This window comes from Pseudomonas kribbensis, assembly GCF_003352185.1.
GTDB lineage: Bacteria > Pseudomonadota > Gammaproteobacteria > Pseudomonadales > Pseudomonadaceae > Aquipseudomonas > Aquipseudomonas kribbensis.
In genome coordinates, this window is the sequence record NZ_CP029608.1 from 2708599 (window position 1) to 2728557 (window position 19959).

The 19959-nt window shown below is 60.3% G+C and carries 16 protein-coding genes; 4 read left to right on the forward strand and 12 right to left on the reverse strand.

Features of this window, described 5'->3' with window-relative positions:
- Positions 1–4 precede the first annotated feature (4 nt).
- The 12 genes from DLD99_RS12340 to DLD99_RS12395 all read right to left on the reverse strand — a co-directional run bounded on the left by DLD99_RS12340 (position 5) and on the right by DLD99_RS12395 (position 15135).
- Positions 5–760, reverse strand: coding sequence for an ABC transporter ATP-binding protein (locus DLD99_RS12340; protein ID WP_114882411.1), 756 nt, complete (start codon positions 758–760; stop codon positions 5–7).
- Positions 754–1815, reverse strand: coding sequence for a FecCD family ABC transporter permease (locus tag DLD99_RS12345; protein ID WP_114882412.1), 1062 nt, complete (start codon positions 1813–1815; stop codon positions 754–756). Before DLD99_RS12345 ends, DLD99_RS12340 begins: the two co-directional genes overlap by 7 nt.
- Complete coding sequence (locus DLD99_RS12350) at positions 1812–2999, reverse strand: ABC transporter substrate-binding protein (RefSeq protein WP_114882413.1); 1188 nt, start codon at positions 2997–2999, stop codon at positions 1812–1814. Before DLD99_RS12350 ends, DLD99_RS12345 begins: the two co-directional genes overlap by 4 nt.
- Positions 3000–3063: 64 nt before the next feature.
- Positions 3064–5478 (reverse strand): TonB-dependent receptor, encoded by a 2415-nt coding sequence (locus DLD99_RS12355; protein ID WP_114882414.1) that lies wholly within the window; start codon positions 5476–5478, stop codon positions 3064–3066.
- A 93-nt stretch (positions 5479–5571) separates the two neighbouring features.
- Entirely contained in the window at positions 5572–6549 is a 978-nt protein-coding gene (locus DLD99_RS12360; protein ID WP_114882415.1) for a FecR domain-containing protein, read from the reverse strand.
- Positions 6550–7065, reverse strand: a complete 516-nt coding sequence (locus tag DLD99_RS12365) for a sigma-70 family RNA polymerase sigma factor (protein WP_085708459.1) — start codon at positions 7063–7065, stop codon at positions 6550–6552. It lies immediately after the preceding gene.
- Positions 7066–7149: 84 nt separating this feature from the next.
- Positions 7150–8334: an aminotransferase class V-fold PLP-dependent enzyme gene (locus DLD99_RS12370; protein WP_114882416.1), complete on the reverse strand. Its 1185-nt coding sequence runs from the start codon at positions 8332–8334 to the stop codon at positions 7150–7152.
- Between the two features lie 14 nt (positions 8335–8348).
- Positions 8349–9593 (reverse strand): MFS transporter, encoded by a 1245-nt coding sequence (locus DLD99_RS12375; RefSeq protein WP_114882417.1) that lies wholly within the window; start codon positions 9591–9593, stop codon positions 8349–8351.
- Between the two features lie 13 nt (positions 9594–9606).
- Positions 9607–11460 carry an IucA/IucC family protein gene (locus DLD99_RS12380; protein WP_114882418.1) on the reverse strand — a complete coding sequence of 618 codons (1854 nt, stop codon included), beginning with the start codon at positions 11458–11460 and terminating at the stop codon, positions 9607–9609.
- Between the two features lie 45 nt (positions 11461–11505).
- Positions 11506–12654, reverse strand: coding sequence for an NAD/NADP-dependent octopine/nopaline dehydrogenase family protein (locus tag DLD99_RS12385; protein ID WP_114882419.1), 1149 nt, complete (start codon positions 12652–12654; stop codon positions 11506–11508).
- A gap of 28 nt (positions 12655–12682) precedes the next feature.
- Positions 12683–13726, reverse strand: coding sequence for a PLP-dependent cysteine synthase family protein (locus DLD99_RS12390; RefSeq protein WP_114882420.1), 1044 nt, complete (start codon positions 13724–13726; stop codon positions 12683–12685).
- Between the two features lie 14 nt (positions 13727–13740).
- On the reverse strand, positions 13741–15135 hold the full coding sequence (locus DLD99_RS12395) for a Y4yA family PLP-dependent enzyme (protein ID WP_114882421.1): 1395 nt from the start codon (positions 15133–15135) through the stop codon (positions 13741–13743).
- 609 nt (positions 15136–15744) lie between these two features.
- On the opposite strand from DLD99_RS12395, the gene DLD99_RS12400 reads away from it, so the two are divergent.
- The 4 genes from DLD99_RS12400 to DLD99_RS12415 all read left to right on the forward strand — a co-directional run bounded on the left by DLD99_RS12400 (position 15745) and on the right by DLD99_RS12415 (position 19871).
- The gene (locus DLD99_RS12400) at positions 15745–16632 is read left to right on the forward strand and encodes an HpcH/HpaI aldolase/citrate lyase family protein (protein WP_114882422.1); all 888 of its coding nucleotides are present in this window, start codon (positions 15745–15747) and stop codon (positions 16630–16632) included.
- 15 nt (positions 16633–16647) lie between these two features.
- The gene (locus DLD99_RS12405) at positions 16648–17049 is read left to right on the forward strand and encodes a ParB N-terminal domain-containing protein (protein WP_085708451.1); all 402 of its coding nucleotides are present in this window, start codon (positions 16648–16650) and stop codon (positions 17047–17049) included.
- 147 nt (positions 17050–17196) lie between these two features.
- Complete coding sequence (locus tag DLD99_RS12410; protein WP_114882423.1) at positions 17197–19401, forward strand: TonB-dependent receptor; 2205 nt, start codon at positions 17197–17199, stop codon at positions 19399–19401.
- Between the two features lie 92 nt (positions 19402–19493).
- The gene (locus DLD99_RS12415; RefSeq protein ID WP_114882424.1) at positions 19494–19871 is read left to right on the forward strand and encodes a fe2+ zn2+ uptake regulation protein; all 378 of its coding nucleotides are present in this window, start codon (positions 19494–19496) and stop codon (positions 19869–19871) included.
- Positions 19872–19959 lie beyond the last annotated feature (88 nt).

Consider the following 19959-nt stretch of genomic DNA (forward strand, 5'->3'; position numbering starts at 1 on the left):
AGCCTCAAACAATATCGTCGATCAGAATATGGCGCTGCCCGCGACTGCATTGCTCGATCCGCGCCTCGACCTTGTAGACCGTGCGCAGCATCGGCTCGGTGATGACCTCATGGCTCGGCCCGCTGCCATGGGCCGTGCCACCAGCGATGACCAGCACCTGATCGGCAAAACGCAGCGCCTGGTTCAGGTCGTGGATGGCGATGAACACGATCACCTCGCGGCGGCGCGCGAGGGCTTTCATGAAGTTCAGCACCTGAACCTGCCGGTGCATGTCGAGTGCGCTGGTGGGTTCGTCCATCAGCAGGATTTCCGGTTCGCGTACCAGGGTCTGGGCGATTGAGACCAACTGTTGCTGGCCACCGCTCAGTTCACCGAGGTTACGGAATGAAAGTTCGGTGATCCCGAGTGCATCGAGAATCTCGTCTACCAGCTGCAATTCATCGTCGTGGACCGACCAGTTGGGCGTCAGCTGCTTGCGCGCCAGCAGCACCGATTCGTACACCGTGAGTCGGGCGCTGGCGTTCAGGCCTTGCGGCATATAACTGATGCCCTGCGTGCCTTTTTTCGAGCCTTCCAGAATCACTTCGCCCGGCCCGTCGATCAGCCCGGCCATGCGTTTGAACAACGTCGATTTGCCCGCCGCATTGGGCCCGACCACCGCCACGACCTGGCCGCCGGTAAACGTCGCGGTGCTGACACCGGAAATGATCTCGCGCTGGCCGTAACCGGCCCCGAGGTTTTCGAGCCGCAGCTTCACCATGAGTTTTTCTTCCCGTTGAGAATCAGAGAAATGAAGAACGGCACGCCGATCAGCGACGTGACGACGCCAATAGGGAATATCGCCCCCGGGATCAGGGTCTTGCTGACCACTGAACTGGCGGACAGGATCAGCGCACCGGTCAGCAACGAGGCCGGCAGGAAAAACCGCTGATCCTCACCGATCAGCATCCGCGCGATGTGCGGCCCGACCAGCCCGATAAAACCGATGGTGCCGACGAACGCCACCGGAAACGACGCGAGCAGGCTGACCATGATCAGCGTCTGAAAACGCAGGCTGCGCACGTTGATGCCGAAGCTCGCGGCCTTGTCATCCCCCAGACGCAGAGCCGTCATCGCCCACGCGCGTTTGGCGAAGATCGGCAGGGTGATGAGGATCACCACGCAGATCACCCCGAGCTTGGGCCAGGTGGCTTTGGTCAGGCTGCCCATGGTCCAGAACACCACGGCCGCCACGGCCTGTTCGGTGGCGAAGAACTGCACCAGCGCCAGCAGCGCATTGAAGGTAAACACCAGGGCGATGCCGAGCAGCACGATGGTTTCAGCGGTGACGCCACGGCGCATGCTCATGAAGTGGATCAGCAGCGCCGAGAGCATCGCCATGATGAACGCGTTGAGCGGAACCATGTATTGCGCCGCCAGCGGAAACAGCGCCACGCCGAAGGCCAGTCCCAGCGCCGCGCCGAAACCGGCCGCTGCAGAAATGCCAAGGGTGAAAGGGCTGGCGAGCGGGTTGTTGAGGATGGTCTGCATCTGCGCCCCGGCCAGCGAAAGCGCCGCGCCGACAGCGACCGCCATCAGTGCCACCGGCAGACGGATGTCCCACATCACCACCCGCACTTGTGCCGACGCGGTGTCCGGCGAGAATAACGCTCCCAGCACTTCGTTGAGGCTGTAACGGGCCGGACCGAGCGCCAAATCAAGCAACACGCTGAAGATCAGCAACACGGCCAGCCCGAGCAGAATCAGCCGTTTACGCAGCACCAGTCGCCGGTAGGTGACGCTTTGCACGATCGGTGCTTCGCCCAGCGAACTCATGGTTTGGCCTCGGTTTTTTGCAGACTGACGAAATAGCCCGGTTCGTAAGGCACTGGCAGAAACCGCTCATGCAGGTCGCGAAACGCGGCATCCGGATCAAGATCGGCGAACAGTTCCGGGTGGAACCATTTGGCCAATTGCTGAATGGCCACGAACTGGTAAGGGCTGTTGTAGAACTGATGCCAGATCGCATGAAACGCCTGACTGTTCTGCGCTTTGATGCCGGCATAGGCCGGGCGCTGGGTGTACCAGGCCAGTTTGCGCCGGGCTTCGGCCAGGTCCGCGCCCGGTCCGACACCGACCCAATGGCCGCCCGGTGCAAAGGCTTCCCAATCGGCGCTGGTGACCACGACATGGTCGGGATTGGCGACAATCACTTGCTCGGGGTTCAGTTGCCCGAACGTACTCGGAATGATCCGACGGGCGATGTTGTTGCCGCCGGCCATGTCGACGAAAAGACCGAAGTTCTCGTTGCCGAAGCTCAGGCAACAATCATCGGTGTAGCCGCCGATGCGTTCGATGAACACGCTGGGGCGAGCAGGGTGGTGTTTCTCGATCACGTCGGTAACGCGGAGGATCTGCTGGTTGCGAAAGTCGATGAAGGCTTCGGCTCGTTCTTCCTTGCCGAACAACTTGCCGAACAGGCGCATGGTCGGCTCGGTGTTCTGCATGGGGTTGTTGCGAAAGTCGACGTACACCACCGGAATGCCCAGGGCGTCGAGTTTCTCGATGTAGCGCGCATCCTCGGTTGCGTGCTGCGCTTCGATGTTGAGGATGATCACGTCAGGTTTCTGCGAGATCGCCTGCTCGATGTCGAAGGTGCCGCTTTCGAAACCGCCGAAGGTCGGGATTTTTGCGATGTCGGGGAATTTGCGCAGGTAGGCGTTGTAGGTGTCCGGGTCGGACTGGATCAGGTCCTTGCGCCAGCCGACGATGCGTTCGATAGGGTTCTGCGTATCCAGCGCGGCCACCAGATACAACTGGCGACCTTCACCCAGGATCACTCGACGGACCGGCAGGTGAACCTTGACCGTGCGGCCCTGCAAATCAGTCACGGTGCCCAGTGCCGGATCCGGTTTGGCAGCCTGCGCGCTGCTCGGCATCAAGGAAGACAACGACAAACCCAGCAGCCCGGCGAACAGCAGGGCGGCGAAGGTCTGGCGGCGGCGAAAAACATTAACCATGGTGTATGCCTTTGCAAAAGCCGGATCGGACCACGACGCCAGGCGCCGCACCGGGCCGGACGTTTCAGAAATCGACAGTGGCCGAGAGCAACAAGGTCCGAGGCGCGCCTTGAGAGAACGCGCCATAGGAGGCAACGCCCGACCAGTATTCACGGTCGAACACGTTCTGCACGGTGGCCCGGAACGTGGTCGGTCGTTCGGCGATGCGCGTGGCGTAGCGCGCACCGACGTCGAAGCGGGTCCAGTCATCCAGTTTCTGCGTGTTGGCCTGATCGACGTACTGGCTGCCGGTGTAGATGGCGCCGCTGGTCAGCGTCAGGCCTTCGAGTTTCGGGACGTCCCACTCGGCCCAGAGGTTGGCCTGCACCTCTGGCACCCCCACGGGCTTGTTGCCGCGATTGGCGGCAACGCTGGTTCGGGTCAGCTCTCCGTCGAGCAGCGTCACGCCACCGAGTAGGCGAGTGCCCGGAGTGACTTCGCCTGCCATGTTCAGCTCCACGCCGCGGTTGCGTTGCTCGCCCTGGACCGAAAACACGCCCGAGGCCAGTTCACCGCTGGGTTTCTGTAACTGGAACAGCGCCAGGGTGGACATGAAGCTGCCGTAGTCGAGCTTGACCCCAAGCTCCTGCTGCCGGGAAACGTAGGGAGAAAAGATCTCGCCGGCGTTCGAAGCCGCGGAGGGCGCGATGTCGCCCTTGCTCAGGCCTTCGACGTAGTTGTAGTAAAGCGCGACGTGGTCCCAGGGTTTGACCACAACCCCGTAAAGCGGCGTGGATCTGCTCTTGTCGTAGGAGGTGGTGACGAAGCCGGCCGCGTTGTAGTTGTCCGACTTGATGTTCTGCTGGCGCAATCCGACCGTGACTTGCACGCGCTCGTCGAGTACCGACAGGGTGTCGGCAAGGGCCACGCCCGACAGTTCGCTTTGCGAGACTTTGGGGGTGTCGGGTTTGGCGATTGCAGGTTTCGGGCGGTCGATCGGGTGGTAGATGTTCGACAGGATCGCCGGGCCGGAAATGATGCCCCGCGCCAGCTCATCGCGATAGCGGGTGACTTGCAGGGCCGTGCTGTGGCTTATCGGCCCTGTGTCGAAACGCAGGCGTGCCCCGGCATCGACGGTGTAGCGCTGGACTTCGAATTTGTAATAGCCGGGGATCGACGAGGTGTCGCCCGCTGCGTTGACGATGGTCGGGGTCTGATCGGACATGCGCGCGACATCCGACCGTCCACCACCGGCGTGGGCGAACAGCGTCAGGTTGTCGTTGAGGTCGTACTCGCCTCCGAGCAACGCCGATTTGTCCCGGGTATCCGACCAGCCCCATTCCTGACTGACGCTGGTGCGTCCGTTGGCCGCCGAAGGAATGTCCACACCGGGGGCGATCAGAAATGGTCGGGAAGCGGCGTCGAATGATTCTTTCTGGTTGATCAGGTCCAGGGTGGTGCGCAGGCGCTCGCCTTGATAGTCGAGGGAAATCGCGCCGATGCCGACTTCTCTCGATTGCTTGTCGATGGCCGTTTCACCTTGCTGGACGCTGCCATTGATTCGCACGCCGAACCGGCGTTCTTCGCCAAATCGGCGGCTGATGTCGAGGTGGCTGCCCACTTGTGTGTTCAAGGCGTAATTGGCGGTAAAGCGAGTCAGGTCTTCGTCCAGCGAACGCTTGGGCACCACGTTGATCACGCCGCCGACGCCACTGTTGGGCGACATGCCGTAGAGCAGGGCTGCGGGGCCTTTGACCAGTTCGATGCGTTCGGCGTATTCGGTGAACACCCGATAGTTGGAGGCCACGCCGTACACGCCGTCGAACGCCAGTTCACCGAGGTTGCCTTCGCCGACCGGAAAACCACGGATGAAAAACGAATCGACAATGCCGCCGGCCTGTCCCGTTGAGCGCACCGAAGAGTCGCGCTCCAGCAAGTCTCCGACCGTGACCGCCTGCTGGTCCTTGATCAGCGTCGAGGTGTAGCTGCTGACGCTGAACGGGGCGTCCATCGTGTCACGGTTGCCCAGAATACCGAGGCGTCCGCCCCGAGCGGCCTGACCGCCCGGGAGCACCGATGGCAGGCTGTCGGTGCGCTGGTCGACGCCTTCGACCGTGGTGTCCGACAACGTGACGCGGCGTACCACCAGTGTCCAGGTGCCGTCGCTGCGGGCGACCATTTCCAGACCGCTGCCTTCCAGTAGCCGGGACACCGCTTCCTGAATCGAGTACCTGCCGGACAATCCCGGGCTGACGAGGCCTTCAGTGATCGATGGCTGAAACGACAAGGCAATCCCGGCGTCCACGGCAAAACTCGAGAGGGTCACGCCAAGTGGCCCCGGAGCGATGTTGTAGGCTCGAATAGTGACCGCGTCCAGTTGAGCCGGCTCGGCAGCCAAAGCGAACGCACCGCCGGCCAGGCCCAGCGCGACGCTGAGCAACACACTGCGAATAACGGGCTTTAGCAGACGATCCGGAAGCAAGGGTCGTGCAACGAGCATGAAGGGATGACCCTATGGACGAGGTGGAATGGTTGTTCCTTTCATTGCCAGCCGAGATCAAAAAAAGTATCACCTGTACGGTGATTTTTTTGCTCAGGCGGGTGAGAGCGTCACCCAGTAACCGCTCAAGTGCCCTGAAACGTGCACGGGATAGGTCTGCGCCAGCATGTTCAGCGAGCGCTGGGTATCGCTGATGGGAAAGGCCCCGGAAATGCGCAAGTCGGCAATGGCCGGGTCACAACGCACGAAACCCCGGCGATAGCGCGCCAGTTCGACGACGAAATCCGCCAGGCGCATCTTGTCGGCCATCAGCATGCCCTGGGTCCAGGCGCCGACGTTGCGGTCGGTCGGGTTGGGCAAGCCAAAGGCCTGTGATGAAAAGTCGGTGCGTTGCCCGGCGTTGACGATGATCGGTGTGCGCTGAGGGTTGTCAGCCAATTCGACCTGCACGGCGCCTTCGAGTACCGCGAGTTGTGTGCGCAGCTGCCATTCACGAACGGTGAAGCGCGTGCCCAGCGCCTGCATCCGGCCCTGACGGGTGCTGACCAGAAAGGGTCGAGGTTGCGCGGCGTTGTCCGGTGCGGTCTGCACCAGGATTTCGCCTTCGCGCAGATTGATGAGGCGCTGTCGGGTGTCGAACAAAACGTCGATGGCCGTGTCGGTGTTGAGGGTGATTTGTGAGCCGTCGGCCAGGGTCAGCTCGCGGCGCTGGCCCACGGCGGTGTGGTAATCGGCGGACCATTGCTGCGATTGCGCCAGTTTCCAGCTGCCCCAACCGGCGGGCACCGCTGCCAGCAACAAGGCCAGTTTGCCCAGGGCTGCGCGGCGCTCCGGGTTGCTCGGGCGATCCAGCGCCGACATTGCCAGCGCCGGTGGCAGGCCGCCGAACTTGCTTTGCAGCAACTGCGCGCGAGTCCACGCCCGGTTGCGCTCGGGGCTGCTGACTTTCCAGTATTCCCATTCCGCGCGCTCGGTTTCGCTGAGGTCGTTTTCGCTCAGGCGCATCAGCCACTCGGCGGCTTCTTCGAGGATTTTCGGATCGAGCGGCGGTTCACTGCGACGCGTGAGCATTCATTCCACCAGCATCAGGCACTGCACGAAAGCCTGTTTCATGTAGCGCTTGACGGTGATCAGCGAGACGTCCAGCTGCTCGGCGATGTCGGCGTATTTCAAACCGCCGATCTGCGACAGCAGGAACGCGCGTTTGACCAGTGGCGGGAGGGTGTCGAGCATGGCGTCGATTTCGTGCAGGGTTTCCAGCACCACGAAGCGCAGCTCGGGGGAGGGCACTTCCGGCGCCGGCAAATGCGCGAGGGCATCGAGGTAGGCGCGTTCCAGTGCCTTGCGCTGATACCAGTTGATCAGAATGCCCTTGGCCACGCAGCTCAGGTAAGCCCGGGGTTGCTCGATGGCCGTGACCTGGGAGGCGAGGATCCGGGTAAAGGTGTCCTGCGCCAGATCCGCCGCATCCATGGCGTTACCCAGTTTTTTCTTCAGCGTGTTGTACAGCCAGCCATGATGGCCGCTGTACAGCGCTTCGATCACGCGCAGATGGTTGTCGTTGTTCGCGGGAAGGGTTTCGCTCATGGCTGCAGTGTTTTGCAATTGAGAAGTATTCCCAATGCTAGTGTACAAAGAGCCCGCGACGCAAGCGCGAATCAGCATCCGTTTTCAGCTGCGGGGCATTCTCAACAACGCGTTTACCATGGCGTCGATTTCGGCCTCGGTGTTGTAGGCGTGCAGCGATGCGCGGCTGACTTCCAGCAGGTCCCGTTGCTGCATGTCGAGCATCGTCGAGCGGAAGGTCGAGGTGGTGACGTTGATACGTTTTTCCTGGCCGGCCAGCCAATCCTTGACGTGTGCCGCGCCGGCGTTCTGGCAGGTGAAGGTGACGATGCCCGACTTGATGGCGCCCATGTCCTGCGGCGTAACTCCCGGCACGTCGGCCAGGCGATTGCGCAGGTGTGCCGACAATCGCTGAATGCGCTGCCACATGGGCTCGATGCCTTGCGCCAACGCATAACGGGCCGCCGCGCCCATGCCCAGTTTCGCGGCAACGTTGCATTCCCAATTTTCGAAACGCCTGGCATCGCCGCGAATTTTGAAGGTGTCCGGGGTCAGCAATGAAGCCGCGTGCAGGTCGAGAAACGCCGGCTCAAGGTTTTCGCACAAGGTTTTTTCGACATAGAGAAACCCCATGCCCCGAGGGCCACGAAGGTATTTGCGACTGGTGGCAGCGAGCATATGGCAGCCGATTTTCTGCACATCGATCGGCATCTGACCGACGCCCTGACAGGCATCCAGCAGAAACAGAACCCCGGCCGCGCGGGCGAGGGCGCCGATCTGTTCGATGGGCTGCACCGGGCCGCCATTGGTGGCGATCACCGGCAGCGACACCAGCGCGACCCGGTCATCGCCGAGCATGTCCCGCAGCGCCGGCAATGACACCTGACCCTGCTCGTCGTTGGGAATGACCCTGATCTCGATCCCGCGCTGCTGCTTGAGTTGCAGATAGGGAATGTAGTTGCCGGCGTATTCGGTGGTCGATGTCAGCACCACATCGCCGGGCCGCAGCGGCAATGAATAGAAAGCCATGTCCCAGGCGCGGGTCGCATTTTCGATCACCGCGATTTCTTCGGGACGGGCATTGATCAGTCGGCCGATGTCTTCGTAGACATTTTCCACTTCAACGGATTGCTGCCCGGCGGCTTCGTATCCACCGATCCGGGCTTCAAGTTGCAGATGACGGGTCATCACCTCGATCACCGGGTCGGGCATCAGCGCCGCACCGGCATTGTTGAAGTGAATCAGTTGCTCGACGCCCGGTGTGTCGGCGCGCAGTTGTTCAATGTTCAAAGCAAACTCCTTGATCAGTCGCCCGGCGGGATCTGGCTCGGTTGCATGACCATGGGCCGATAGCGCAACGCAACGATGGGAATCAGCGCGAGGATGTAGGCGAGGCAGACAAACAGGTAGGTGTACTGCAAACCATAGACCTGGCTGAGCAGCCCGCCGGCCGAGATGCCGGCGATGGACGCAAATTGCGCTGTGCTTTGGGCAATGCCCAGCACGTAGCCCTGGCGCGAACTGTCGGCAGTCTTGGAGATCAGCGCCATCAGCACCGGCGTCGTGGCGCCCAGCAATACGCCCCAGATGAAGTAAGCGCTGACGAACACGATCGGGTTGCGCGTGACGCCAGCAAGTGCCGTGAGCGCAATGCAGCCGATCACGACATAGGTGATGCGTTGCAGGGTGTCCTGCTGACTGCGGTGCTCGAAGTAACGCGACCACGCCGTTGCCGACAAAATGAAGCCCAGCGCCAACAAGCCATAACACAGCCCGACCACCGAATTGCTGACCTCGAACACTGAGCTGACATACAGCGAGAACGACGTCTGCGGCAGCATCCGCGCCAGCAGCAAGATACCCATGACACCCAGCAGCGACAGCAGGGGCGTGCCTTGCCAGACGTTGCCACTGTGACTGCTTGGCGTCGCTGTATCCGCGACCGGGGCCTTCTTCACCGGCGGCACGTCCGGCAGCGTGACGGCCGCGACCACGGTGCAGATTGCGCACAATACGGCAGCGATCATGTTGATCCAGAAGAACGTCGCGTAATCGAGGATCAACCCGCCAACCACTGCGCCAAGCAACGAGCCGACGTTGGTGGAAATCTGCAGGATCGCGAACAGCCGCGCCCGCCGCGAAGGCGCTTCGATGCTCACGCCATACGCCTGGGCCGGGGCGATGTAGCCGGCGAAGGCGCCTTGCAGGAAGCGCAGGATCAGGATCACCCAGATGTCACTGCACAGGGCCAGCCCAAGCTGGGTCAATGACAGGCCGGCGAGGGCGCGGATCATCATCAACTTGTGGCCGTAACGGTCGCCGATACGGCCCCAGAATGCACTGGTCAGAATAATGCCCAGCATCGGTCCGACGTACACGGCGATGCTGGCGAAGCTGAAGAGCGAGTCTGACGAGGTCAGCCCACGCAGGTGTACGGGCCAGAACGGCCCGCTCATTTCCATCGCACCCATCGAAATGAGCTGGATCGCGAACAGAAGATAAATCAGGACTCTTACGCGCGAACCCGCGATGGCACCTGCATGGGTCATGGGTCAGCCTCGGTTATTGAACGACATTGAGCGGGTTGGTCAGCGTGTGCTGAATCCGGTAGTTGGAGTACTGCATCATGTGCATGCGCAACAACGAACGGGTCGGCCACGGATCATTGAGGAAGGCCTTGCGCTCGACTTCCCATAGCTGCGGCGAGACACGTTCGCGCACCGCCGCGAAGGCCTGCTCGGTCTCTTCACGCAGAATGTCCCACATCCGGTTGTTGTCCAGCGCGTACTCCTTGGTCAGCCACAGGGCCATTTCATGCAGGTGCGTGAGGAACGCTGCGTCCAGCACGAACATGCGCACCGGTTCGATATCGCCCTCGAACACCGTTGGCAGAATGCCCGGCTGCACATGCGGTTGCAGGGTGTAGCCACGTCCTTCCAGCAATGGAGCGTAGGTCCTGCCGTCGCCGAAATCCCGGATCAGCAGACTACGTGCTTTGCCATCCGGGGAAAACAGTACCATCGTGTTCTGCTGGTGCGCCTCAAGCCCGATGCCGTACATCAGGTAGATCGCCACCACCGGGTGGGTGACCACTTTGGCGTACTGGCGGAACCAGTCTTCAACTTGAGCGGTATTGGCCCGAACGCCGTCATGCTCGATCAACTCGGTGAACAACGGGCGACCGCTGCCCGGCAAGCGAGTGAACAGCGACGCCACGGTGATCGGCAGGCACTCGTCGGAGCGCTCGAACGCTTGCTGACTGGCACGGAACACCACCGACAGATGCCGGCCAGGGTGGTCATCCTGCGTGATCGCGTTCTTGTAGCGCACACCGATTTCTTCCGGGAAGATTTCCAGTCGCTGCTCGAAACCATTTTCGACTTCAAGGATCTTCGTGATGACGGTGCTGATGCGCGGGCCCATGTGGATCGACTTGGCCTGCAGGCTGCGCAGCTCGCTGGTCATCCACACGGCAATCGGCAACTTGATCAGCGGCGCGCTCTCCTTGAGCACCGGCATCATCGTGCGGTAGGACATGGTCGGCAGGGTCTGGATGTCCGGGCCGTCGGTGATCAGGATGCCTTCCGCGATTTCCGCCGCGAAGTTTTTCAGCACGTAAGCCTGCAAATGCCATGAGTGAATCGGCAGTGGCAACCACTCGGATTCGTCCAGGCCTTTGTCGTTCAGCGAGGCCTTCCATTGTTCCCATTGAGTCGGGAAGTTGCTGGCGAACCAGCTGTGGTAGTCGGTGACGTGGGGCATGCTTTCGCTTTTCGCCATGTCGGCCCGCAGCGCGGCAATGCGCAGCGGCACCTGGGCGTTGAACTCCGGCGACAGTTGCTCGACTTCTTCATCGCTCAGGCCCGGCCGGGCTTTCCAGGTCGGATAGTAGGGGTGACCTTCCAGTGAACCCCATTGGTCGAGGAGGATTGCGGCGTCCTTGGTGCTGGCGTGCTGGCGCAGGTAATCGGTCAGGCTGTCGAGGCCCTGTTCCCGGGCGGCGGCGGCCAGTCGTGCGTTCCACTGTTGGCGATGCTGACGCGCATGGGCGTCGTTCATCAGGCTGTTTTCCATGTCCGACTTGAGCCCGGCGATGCCTTCATCGGTGGGCTCGAAATCGAAGCTGTCGCGCAGTACATCCAGCAAGTCGTGATGGGTGTGAATCACCTGGCGTACGCCTTCATCGGTCACCAGCACCACGTCGCCGTCATTGACCACGGTGTCGGCCGGACCCTTGGCGATGTTGGAAAAGAACACATGGGAGCGGCCATCTTTCAGCGCGTATGTGGCCTCGTTGCCGGCCTCGGAGAAACGCAGCCCCGAGCGATCCAGAATGTTTTCGGCAAACAGGCAACGGATCATCCGTCGCAGGGCGTTCTTGCGGGAGTAGGCGATGAGTGTCTTGAAGTCATCCATATCAGCTATCTGCTCGTCGAGAAATTAATGAAATGTTGAACTCGCTCAGACCGTGCGCGGCCAATGGCGGGGGAAGTAGTCGAGCGCCGAGTCGCGCAGCCCCTGCATGTAGGAAACGCTCCATTGCAGGACCTCTTCGATGTAGGGGACTTTCAGTTCGAAGCGCCGGGCCATTTCCACCAGCAGCACCAGGCCGTAGGCAACGTCTTCATTGAAGGCGCGGCTTTCGCGTTCGATCACGTAGCCGGCGCGGTTGTCGTCGGCCGGAATCATCGGCGCGAGGATGTCGTTGTAGGCCTGGTTGGTGCGCAGGATCGACAGCATGCTGCTCTGATCACGGATCTGCTCTCCATAGGCTTCGACGATTTCCTGCTTGAGGGATTTCACCGACGACAGGTCGATGCCCATACGCTGGCTGATCACGCTGCACAGTTCCTGACTTTCCTGATCCATGCGCTCCAGAAAATAGGCGCCCAGCTCGGGGCACTCGGTCCACCAGCACATGCGCTGCGGGAAGATCTTGCGATGCCACTGGCCATAAGGGCCGATCAAACCGTAGATCACCGAGCTGTGCATGATCGGATTGCCCGGTGTCAGGGTGATTTCCAGGTAGTGGTCGAGCATCGTCACGCAGGGGCCATAAAGCGTCGTGAGGATTTCTTCCAGGTGTTGCCGTGATTGCGCTGATTCCCGGTCGTGCAGAGCGACATACAACTGGCTCTTGCCGCCGCCCATCTTCACCGACACGCCCGGCTTCAGATCGAACGCGGTATGCGGCACGTCCTTCATGCCCCAGATCACCACGTTCGAACGTTCGCCCAGCGTGGCTTCCGCCAGCCAGTCGAAGCCGCAGAATCCAGGAATCGCGCCGACGTACACCGGTTTGCTCGAATTCAAATGCGGCGCGATGGCTTTCAGGGTTTGCGGTCGAGCGTGGGCCGGTACGGTGATGATCACGATGTCGGCGTCGGCAACCACGACGCTGGCGTCGGTGCTGACCTGATCCGGCCGTGCGCTCAGGGTCGAGCTGTCCGGCATCAGCGCCTGCATCGGCAGGTTGGCGAGGTGCCGCTCGACCACTTCCTGATTGTTGGTGAGCATCGAGACCTGAACATTGGGCAGTTGCTTGAACAGGATGGCGTTCAGATGCCCGGTCCGGCCTGCGCCGCAGATAGCGACTTTCAGCGGTTTCATACAGAGACTTTCCTGTGTGGGAGACGCGTCAGGCGACGCTCAATTGCAGGGGAGTGGCGTCGGATTCCAGCCAGCGGGTCTTGCCCAGCCAGCGATCCAGTTGCGGCGCGACATCCGGGTCCAGCAGGTCCCGCTCTTCGAGCCATTTGTCGTCGAACACGGTGTGCAGGTACTTCTCGCCGCCGTCCGCAATCGGCATTACGACATTGCCGGTCAACGTGCCTTTGTGAATCAGCTCCAGCGCCTTGTAGATCGCACCGCCGGTCGAGCCTCCGACCAGCAGGGCCAGATTGCGCGCGATGTAGCGGGCGGTTTCGAAGGCCTGGGAATCGGTGACTTGCAGGCCCAGATCGATGCAGCTGTAGTCGAGCACAAGGCCCACGGTGTCGCCGGCGGGAGTACCGGTTCCCGACTGGTAATACGGATAGCCGGGATGACCGAAGACGATGGAACCGGCTGGCTCGACGGCCACGGTGACGATGTCCGGGTTGTGCAGTTTCAGTCCCCGTGCGATGCCGGTCATCGAGCCGCCGGTGCCGACGCAACCGACATAGGCACCGATGTGGCCACCGGCCTGGGCGATGGTTTCACGGACGAAGTCGCTGTAGCCGCCGGCGTTGGCCGCGTTGTCTGACTGGTTCATGAACACCGCACCGGGGATCTGCGAGGCCAGTTCGGCAGCCAGTCGCTGACGCTCGACCACGGCCACTTCGTCTTCCCGATAGGTCCCGGCGACAAAGCGGATCTCGGCCCCCAGTGCCTTCATCACCGCAATCTTGTCCTGCGCCGCATGGTGATCGACCACGGCAATGAAATGCAGATCGAACTCCACGGCCGCCATGGCCAGACCGATGCCGGTATTGCCGGAGGATGATTCAACGACCACGCCACCGGGTTTCAACTTTCCGGACTTGAGCGCCGCTAAAACCATGTTTCGCGCCATACGGTCTTTAATACTGCCGCCGGGGTTGTTCTTCTCTATCTTGAGCAAAAGCCGGGCGTTGGTATCCGGAACATCGATGCCCAACATTGGTGTATTGCCAATAAGATCCGAAACTTTATTCAGTATCATCTGGACGTCTTCCCTTAATAGTCAGGTGTGAATGCGTAGTTACCATCCGTACAACATGTCACCATCAGTCGCTGCGGCAACGGGTGGCGATGAAATTCGTTTTCCAGCAAGTCCATCTGATAACCGGCGGTGTTGGCGTAGATCAATAGATCACCGGTTTGTGGTGTTGTGTCGAAGTTGATCAGGCGATGAGTGATTACATCATCATCCAAGCAACTATGGCCGGCGATGTAGGCTTGCATCGGAACAGGTTGCGATTCTTTCGATGTAATTAGGATTGGATCGACAAGGTATTCAGACGAGAACCAGGTTTCACACGCGCTGAAACTGCTGCCTTCGGCAAAGATCACAACTTTGTTGTCGGCAATTTGTTTGGTGCGGGTCACGCGAAAGACGCTTATCGCTGCTTGATCCACCAGACTTCGACCCGGCTCCAGCGCCAGTTTTATATTCTGGCTCTTCAAGTAACCGGCAATGGTTTTTCCCGGGGAATGATCCGACTCCAGGAATAAATCCAGCCACTGGCAAACTGTCAGATTGCTGCCATAAGGATAAAAAGAGTCGGGAACTCGACGGTTCTGATAATGACCAGGGTTGTTGTCGTTCTGCAAAAAACTGTTGTAGTCCTGCGGGTCGACATAGCGCATCGGCAGGCCTCCACCGATATCGATCATGACCGGGTCGAGGCCCATTTCCCTTGCCGCATCGATGAAGCCAGTGACTTCACGGAAAGCCTGTACCCGGGTTTCGTAACCGTAACCGCCGAGGTGGAAATGGAAGCCTTCGAAGTGGAACGACTCACGCTGTTCGACCAGGTGTTGAAGGCACTGAAACAAATCCTTCGCGCCCATTCCGAAGCGGCTCGCCGGGCAACTTGTCGGCCTGTAACGCAGCAGGATCCGGGCTTTGGCCGGTGGTTGCGAAGTGTCGAGCAGCGCTTTGAGATGGCCGATCTCTTCCAGAGAATCCACACAGATCAGCGATCCGCCTTGCAACAGTACCTGATGAAATGCTGCCGTTTTGGCCGGCCCGGTCGCACACAAATGTTCCGCCGGCGTTCCGGCGCGCAGTGCCGCCTGCAGCTCAAACAGGCTCGACACGTCGGTGCCGATGCCCGAAGCCGATGCCGCAGTCAGCAGGCATTGCGACTTGTTGGCTTTTGCTCCGTAGAAAATCGCGTAGTCGACGTCGTGTCGTTTCAACACCGATTGCAGCGCCTGTACGTTGGCCTCAAATGCATGCGGCCATACCAGATTCAGTGGGGATCCGTGTTGGTTAACGAGTTCAACAAGTTTTTCCGGAGAGTGTTTAAGTAGATTGTCGATAACAGGATCAATTAACGGTTTCAGCACTTTTGGGTATTGGGCTTCTGTTGTTTCTTTAGTTGGCGGCGCAATTAATTCAGGCATAGAAAACCTCTGGCGTCGATAATCGCCATGTATAGGTCGACAACTAATCGTTATCGATTTTTGTGTTCTTGCTGCTCGTCAGATACGAGTGTTTAAAGAGGTGGTGGCGGATGACAGATCCACTCTGCAAATAAACACGGGGTATGTTCTTTCATAAAATTTTCACAAAACTGTTTCATGAGAACCCAACTCCCTAAGGTTCAGGCAGGCAAGGAGAAGGCCAATGACTGATGGCCTTGTCTCTTTTGAAGTGCCATTACCTGACATGTAAATGACATCATTGCGCCGAACTTTCCGTGAACAAAATCACAGGACTTGATTTGAATCCTGACCCTGTCATCGGCTCGAACAATATTGCGAACAGGAACGATTATCAAGTAAGGTTTTCAAATATTTTTGAATGAACACACACAACAGGGGAGTGCGAAGCCGCTTGTTCGCACGCTCAAGTAAGCGCTCGCGTGTTGATTTTAAAAACCGTCAACGCCTTGTTATTCAAGGTGTTGGCGGTTGATTCAAGACACCCGGATTCAACCCGGTTTTTCCCCTGTAACAGGTGTTCGAATTTTTTTGAAAACCCACGACTGAAGCACGCTCAGGAGAGTCCCGATGACTGTTCGTCACAGCACCAACGCCACGCTTCCCATCAGCTACCTGTTCGTTCCCGGCAACCGGCCGGAGCGCTTTTCCAAAGCGGTCGAGGCCGGGCCGGACGCGATCATTCTCGACCTCGAAGATGCCGTTCATCCGAACAGCAAAGCCGTGGCCCGGGCATCGATCTGGGCCTGGCAGCAGAGCACGCCCGAAACCGCCAGCCAGCGTTACATCCGCCTGAACAGCGTCGGCAGTTCGCTGTTCCGCCAGGACATGACCTGGCTGGGCGACATGCGCTACCCCGAGCGCTGCGCAGGAATTTTCCTGCCCAAGGCTGAATGCCCCGAGAGCTTGTCCCGTGTGGTTGAGCGCTTGCTGGAGTGGAACCCAGAACTGCAAATCGTCGCCATCATCGAGACCGCCAAGGGCTTGCATCAGGTCGAGGCGATTGCCGCGATTCCCGGCCTGGCGCGGCTGGCATTCGGCTCGCTGGATTTCTCCCTGGACATCGACTGCAGCCAGATTCCCGAGGCGTTTCTGTTCGCCCGCAATCGCATCGTGCTGGCGTCGCGGATTGCCGGTTTGCCGGCGCCGATCGATGGTGTGACCCCGGCCATCAGCGACATGGCGCTGGTCGAGCGCGACTCGCGTTATGCCCGGTCGCTGGGGTTCGGCGCCAAGTTGTGTATCCATCCGTCGCAAATCGCCACGGTGCAGAAAGCGTATCTGCCCAACGCCCGCCAACTGGCGTGGGCGGACCGGGTCCTGAACGCCGTGGCCGGGGGCAGTTATGCGGTGCAGGTGGACGGCGAAATGGTCGATCTGCCGCTCATCGAACAGGCGCAACGCCTGCGGGACATGGCCAGCCAGTACGCGCTGGTCGCCAACGCGGATGCCTGCTGAAACGGGGGACGAATCATGGGACATGGTTACCAGATTGCCCTGCGTCCACTGTGCGACGTGCGGCAATCCGAACAGGTTGATCCGCTCAACGTGCAGCGTCTGCGCGAAGCGATCATCCAGGCCGGGCATTGGCTGGAGCCGATCATCGTCGAGCGCTCCCGGGGCATCGTGATGGACGGCAATCACCGGTTCAACGCAGCGCGGGCACTGGGGTTGAAACGGGTACCGTGCATCCAGCTCGACTACGCCGATCCGCGTGTCTGTGTACGGCATTGGCAAACCGGGCAAGCGTTCGAAGTAGCGCGGATTTTCACCACCATCGAGCGCGGCGAACTGTTCCCGTACAAGACCACCCGGCACGCGTTCGATCCCGCGCTGCCGGTGATCTCCATTCCGCTGCAATGCCTGTACGACTGACCTGTGCCGGAGGGTGTGCTTCTACCGCCCATCCTCCGCGCAAACCGATCGCCAAAAAAATTCCGACGACGCTGATACTTTTTCGATTGCTGGCTGGCAAATAGGAGTCATTACCATTTTCAGCCATTCGAGAAGGACCCCATCGTCATGTCTGTTGCACGTCGACCTTGCAGTGAACGCGCGTTAACGCTGGCTATTCGCACCGCCATGCTGAGTTCTATTCTGGCCGCAGGAAGCGCCACTGTCTGGGCAGCAGACCCCAAGCAACCCGAGCAACAGGACACCGTCTCCACGGAAGGCCTGACGCTGGACACCACCAACGTCAACGCCAGTTACAACGGCGCGACCGCATTGCCGGAAGTGCTCGCCGGAGGTCAGGTCGCCCGGGGCGCGCGGCTGGGGATGATGGGCAACAAGGACGTGATGGACACGCCGTTCAGCGTGACCAGCTACACCGCCAAAACCCTCGCCGACCTGCAAACGGTGACCGTGGCCGATGCACTGGAGCGCGATCCTTCGGTGCGCTCCACCGGGCAGACCGGCGGCATCGTCGACTCGTTTTTCATTCGCGGATTTGCGATCGGCGAGGGCAACCTCGGCGAATTGGCCTACGACGGTGTGTATGGCGTAGCGCCCAACTACCGGGTGTTCACGGAATACGCCGAACGTGTCGAAGTGCTCAAAGGGCCGGGCGCGCTGATGTACGGGATATCGCCCAACAGCGGCGTCGGTGGCGTGATCAACATCGTGCCCAAGCGGCCACTGGACGAAGACCTGACCCGCTTCACCGGCACTTACGCGTCCGACTCGCAAGTGGGCGGGCATCTGGACGTCAGCCGGCGTTTCGGCAGCGAGAATCAGTTTGGTATCCGTTTCAACGGCAGCACCCAGGGCGGCGATACCGCGATCGACAATCAGCAGCGTGCACTGGACATCGGCGCCATCGCCCTCGATTACAAGGGCGAACGGCTGCGCCTGAATCTGGACTACATCAGCCAGAAAGAGAGCTTCGACGCGGCCTCGCGACCGTTCACCATTGCACCGGGCGTGAAGGTTCCATCGGCGCCGAACGGTCGCACCAATCTGCCGCAGGACTGGGGCTGGTCGGACACCAAGGAGCAGTCGGCATTGCTCGGCGGCGAGTACGACCTCAATGACAACCTGACCGTTTTCGCCCACGCCGGCGGTGGTCGCTCCGACGTCAAGCGCATGTCCGACCAGGTGCCGCGAATCCTCAACGACGCCGGCGACACCAGCAACATTCCCGGCTACTACAAATTCAACGTCGATCGTTCGACGGCCGATGTGGGGATGCGTGCGCTGTTCGCCACCGATCCAGTCACCCACACGACCACGCTCATGGCGACCCGTTATCAGGACGAGTTGTCCCGAGGCATCAACAACGGCACGGAAATCCGCTCGAACATCTACCACCCGGTGGACGTGCCCAAGCAGTACATCAACTCGCCGAAAGTGCTGCGCATTTCCGAGTCGGAACTGTCCGGCGTCGCGCTGACCGACACCCTCGGTTTTCTCGATGACCGGATTCAACTGACCCTCGGCGTGCGCCGTCAGGACATCGAGTCGCGTAACTACAGTGCATCCGGCTCCGTCAGTTCCCGTTACGACGACAGCGCCACCACACCGCTGGCGGGCGTGGTGGTCAAACCGTGGGAAGACGTCTCGCTGTACTACAACTACGTCGAAGGCCTGAGCAAAGGTGACATCGCCCCCGGCACCGCGGCCAACTCCGGCGAAACCTTCGCACCCTACAAATCCAAGCAACATGAAATCGGTGTGAAGTACGAGCACGGCACTTTCATGACTACCCTGGCGCTGTTCCAGATTGAAAAACCGAGCGGCGAAATCGGCGCCGGCAACGTGTTCTCGGTGCAGGCCGAACAACGCAACCGTGGTGTCGAGTTGAGCATGTTCGGTGAAGTCGCGCCGGGCACTCGCCTGATGGGCGGTGTGACCTTGCTCGACGGCGAATTGACGGATTCGGCCACCGCTGCCAACCGTGGCAACAAACCGGTGGGCGTGCCGGATGTGCAGGCCAACCTCTGGGCCGAGTGGGATACACCGTGGGTCGAAGGTTTCACCCTGACCGGCGGCGCGATCTACACCGACAGCCAATACGTCAATCAGGCCAACACCCAGGAGCTGCCATCCTGGACCCGCATCGACGCCGGCGCCCGTTACGCCACCAAGATCGAAGGTCGGCCGACGACATTCCGCGCCACGGTGCAGAACGTGTTTGATCGTGAGTACTGGTCGGGTGTGGCGTCCTACGGCGCTTTCTCCCCGGGCTATCCACGCACATTGCAATTGTCGGCGACCGTCGACTTCTGATCGAGAGGGCGCACTTGATGGCGGGACCGTCGAGTGCGCCTTCTTCTATATATAGCTACGCACAGCGGCTGATCACAAAAAGGAGCATTCGAATGTTAACCAGCCCGGCATCGACATCCTCTGGCAAGCAATCGCAGTTCCCGTTGACGAAAGGTCAGCGGGCCTTCGATTTCGAGCGCAGCACCAATGAGCACATCCGTGAACTGCTGCATTATTACGGGCTGCGCACCAGCCTGATCCGGATCAAGGTGATCGATGCCTTGCTGGTGGCTGCACGGGAAGGACGCGCCGTTGGCGGGCGCGGGGTGCATGGGTATCTGCAGGCGTTTGTCAGCGGTATTCAGTTCGTCAGCGTGAGGGAAGTGCTCAAGCGTTTGTGCGAGGAGGGCGTTATCGTGTTTCAGCCCGACAAGAGTTATCGGTTTACCGGTGAAGCGTTCTCGCTGCTCGAGCAGCATGCTGGCCGGTGACATTCGTTTGTGTTCAGCCAGATCAAGACCATCTGTTTAGCCGCAGGTGGTTTTGTCGTTTTGGGGATTGATCGGACCGTTATCTATG

Coding starts and splice junctions, on each gene's coding strand:
- DLD99_RS12340 (WP_114882411.1), bottom strand. CDS start 760: ATGGTGAAGCTGCGGCTCGAAAACCTCGGGGCCGGTTACGGCCAGCGC.
- DLD99_RS12345 (WP_114882412.1), bottom strand. CDS start 1,815: ATGAGTTCGCTGGGCGAAGCACCGATCGTGCAAAGCGTCACCTACCGG.
- DLD99_RS12350 (WP_114882413.1), bottom strand. CDS start 2,999: ATGGTTAATGTTTTTCGCCGCCGCCAGACCTTCGCCGCCCTGCTGTTC.
- DLD99_RS12355 (WP_114882414.1), bottom strand. CDS start 5,478: ATGCTCGTTGCACGACCCTTGCTTCCGGATCGTCTGCTAAAGCCCGTT.
- DLD99_RS12360 (WP_114882415.1), bottom strand. CDS start 6,549: ATGCTCACGCGTCGCAGTGAACCGCCGCTCGATCCGAAAATCCTCGAA.
- DLD99_RS12365 (WP_085708459.1), bottom strand. CDS start 7,065: ATGAGCGAAACCCTTCCCGCGAACAACGACAACCATCTGCGCGTGATC.
- DLD99_RS12375 (WP_114882417.1), bottom strand. CDS start 9,593: ATGACCCATGCAGGTGCCATCGCGGGTTCGCGCGTAAGAGTCCTGATT.
- DLD99_RS12380 (WP_114882418.1), bottom strand. CDS start 11,460: ATGGATGACTTCAAGACACTCATCGCCTACTCCCGCAAGAACGCCCTG.
- DLD99_RS12385 (WP_114882419.1), bottom strand. CDS start 12,654: ATGAAACCGCTGAAAGTCGCTATCTGCGGCGCAGGCCGGACCGGGCAT.
- DLD99_RS12390 (WP_114882420.1), bottom strand. CDS start 13,726: ATGATACTGAATAAAGTTTCGGATCTTATTGGCAATACACCAATGTTG.
- DLD99_RS12395 (WP_114882421.1), bottom strand. CDS start 15,135: ATGCCTGAATTAATTGCGCCGCCAACTAAAGAAACAACAGAAGCCCAA.
- DLD99_RS12400 (WP_114882422.1), top strand. CDS start 15,745: ATGACTGTTCGTCACAGCACCAACGCCACGCTTCCCATCAGCTACCTG.
- DLD99_RS12405 (WP_085708451.1), top strand. CDS start 16,648: ATGGGACATGGTTACCAGATTGCCCTGCGTCCACTGTGCGACGTGCGG.
- DLD99_RS12410 (WP_114882423.1), top strand. CDS start 17,197: ATGTCTGTTGCACGTCGACCTTGCAGTGAACGCGCGTTAACGCTGGCT.
- DLD99_RS12415 (WP_114882424.1), top strand. CDS start 19,494: ATGTTAACCAGCCCGGCATCGACATCCTCTGGCAAGCAATCGCAGTTC.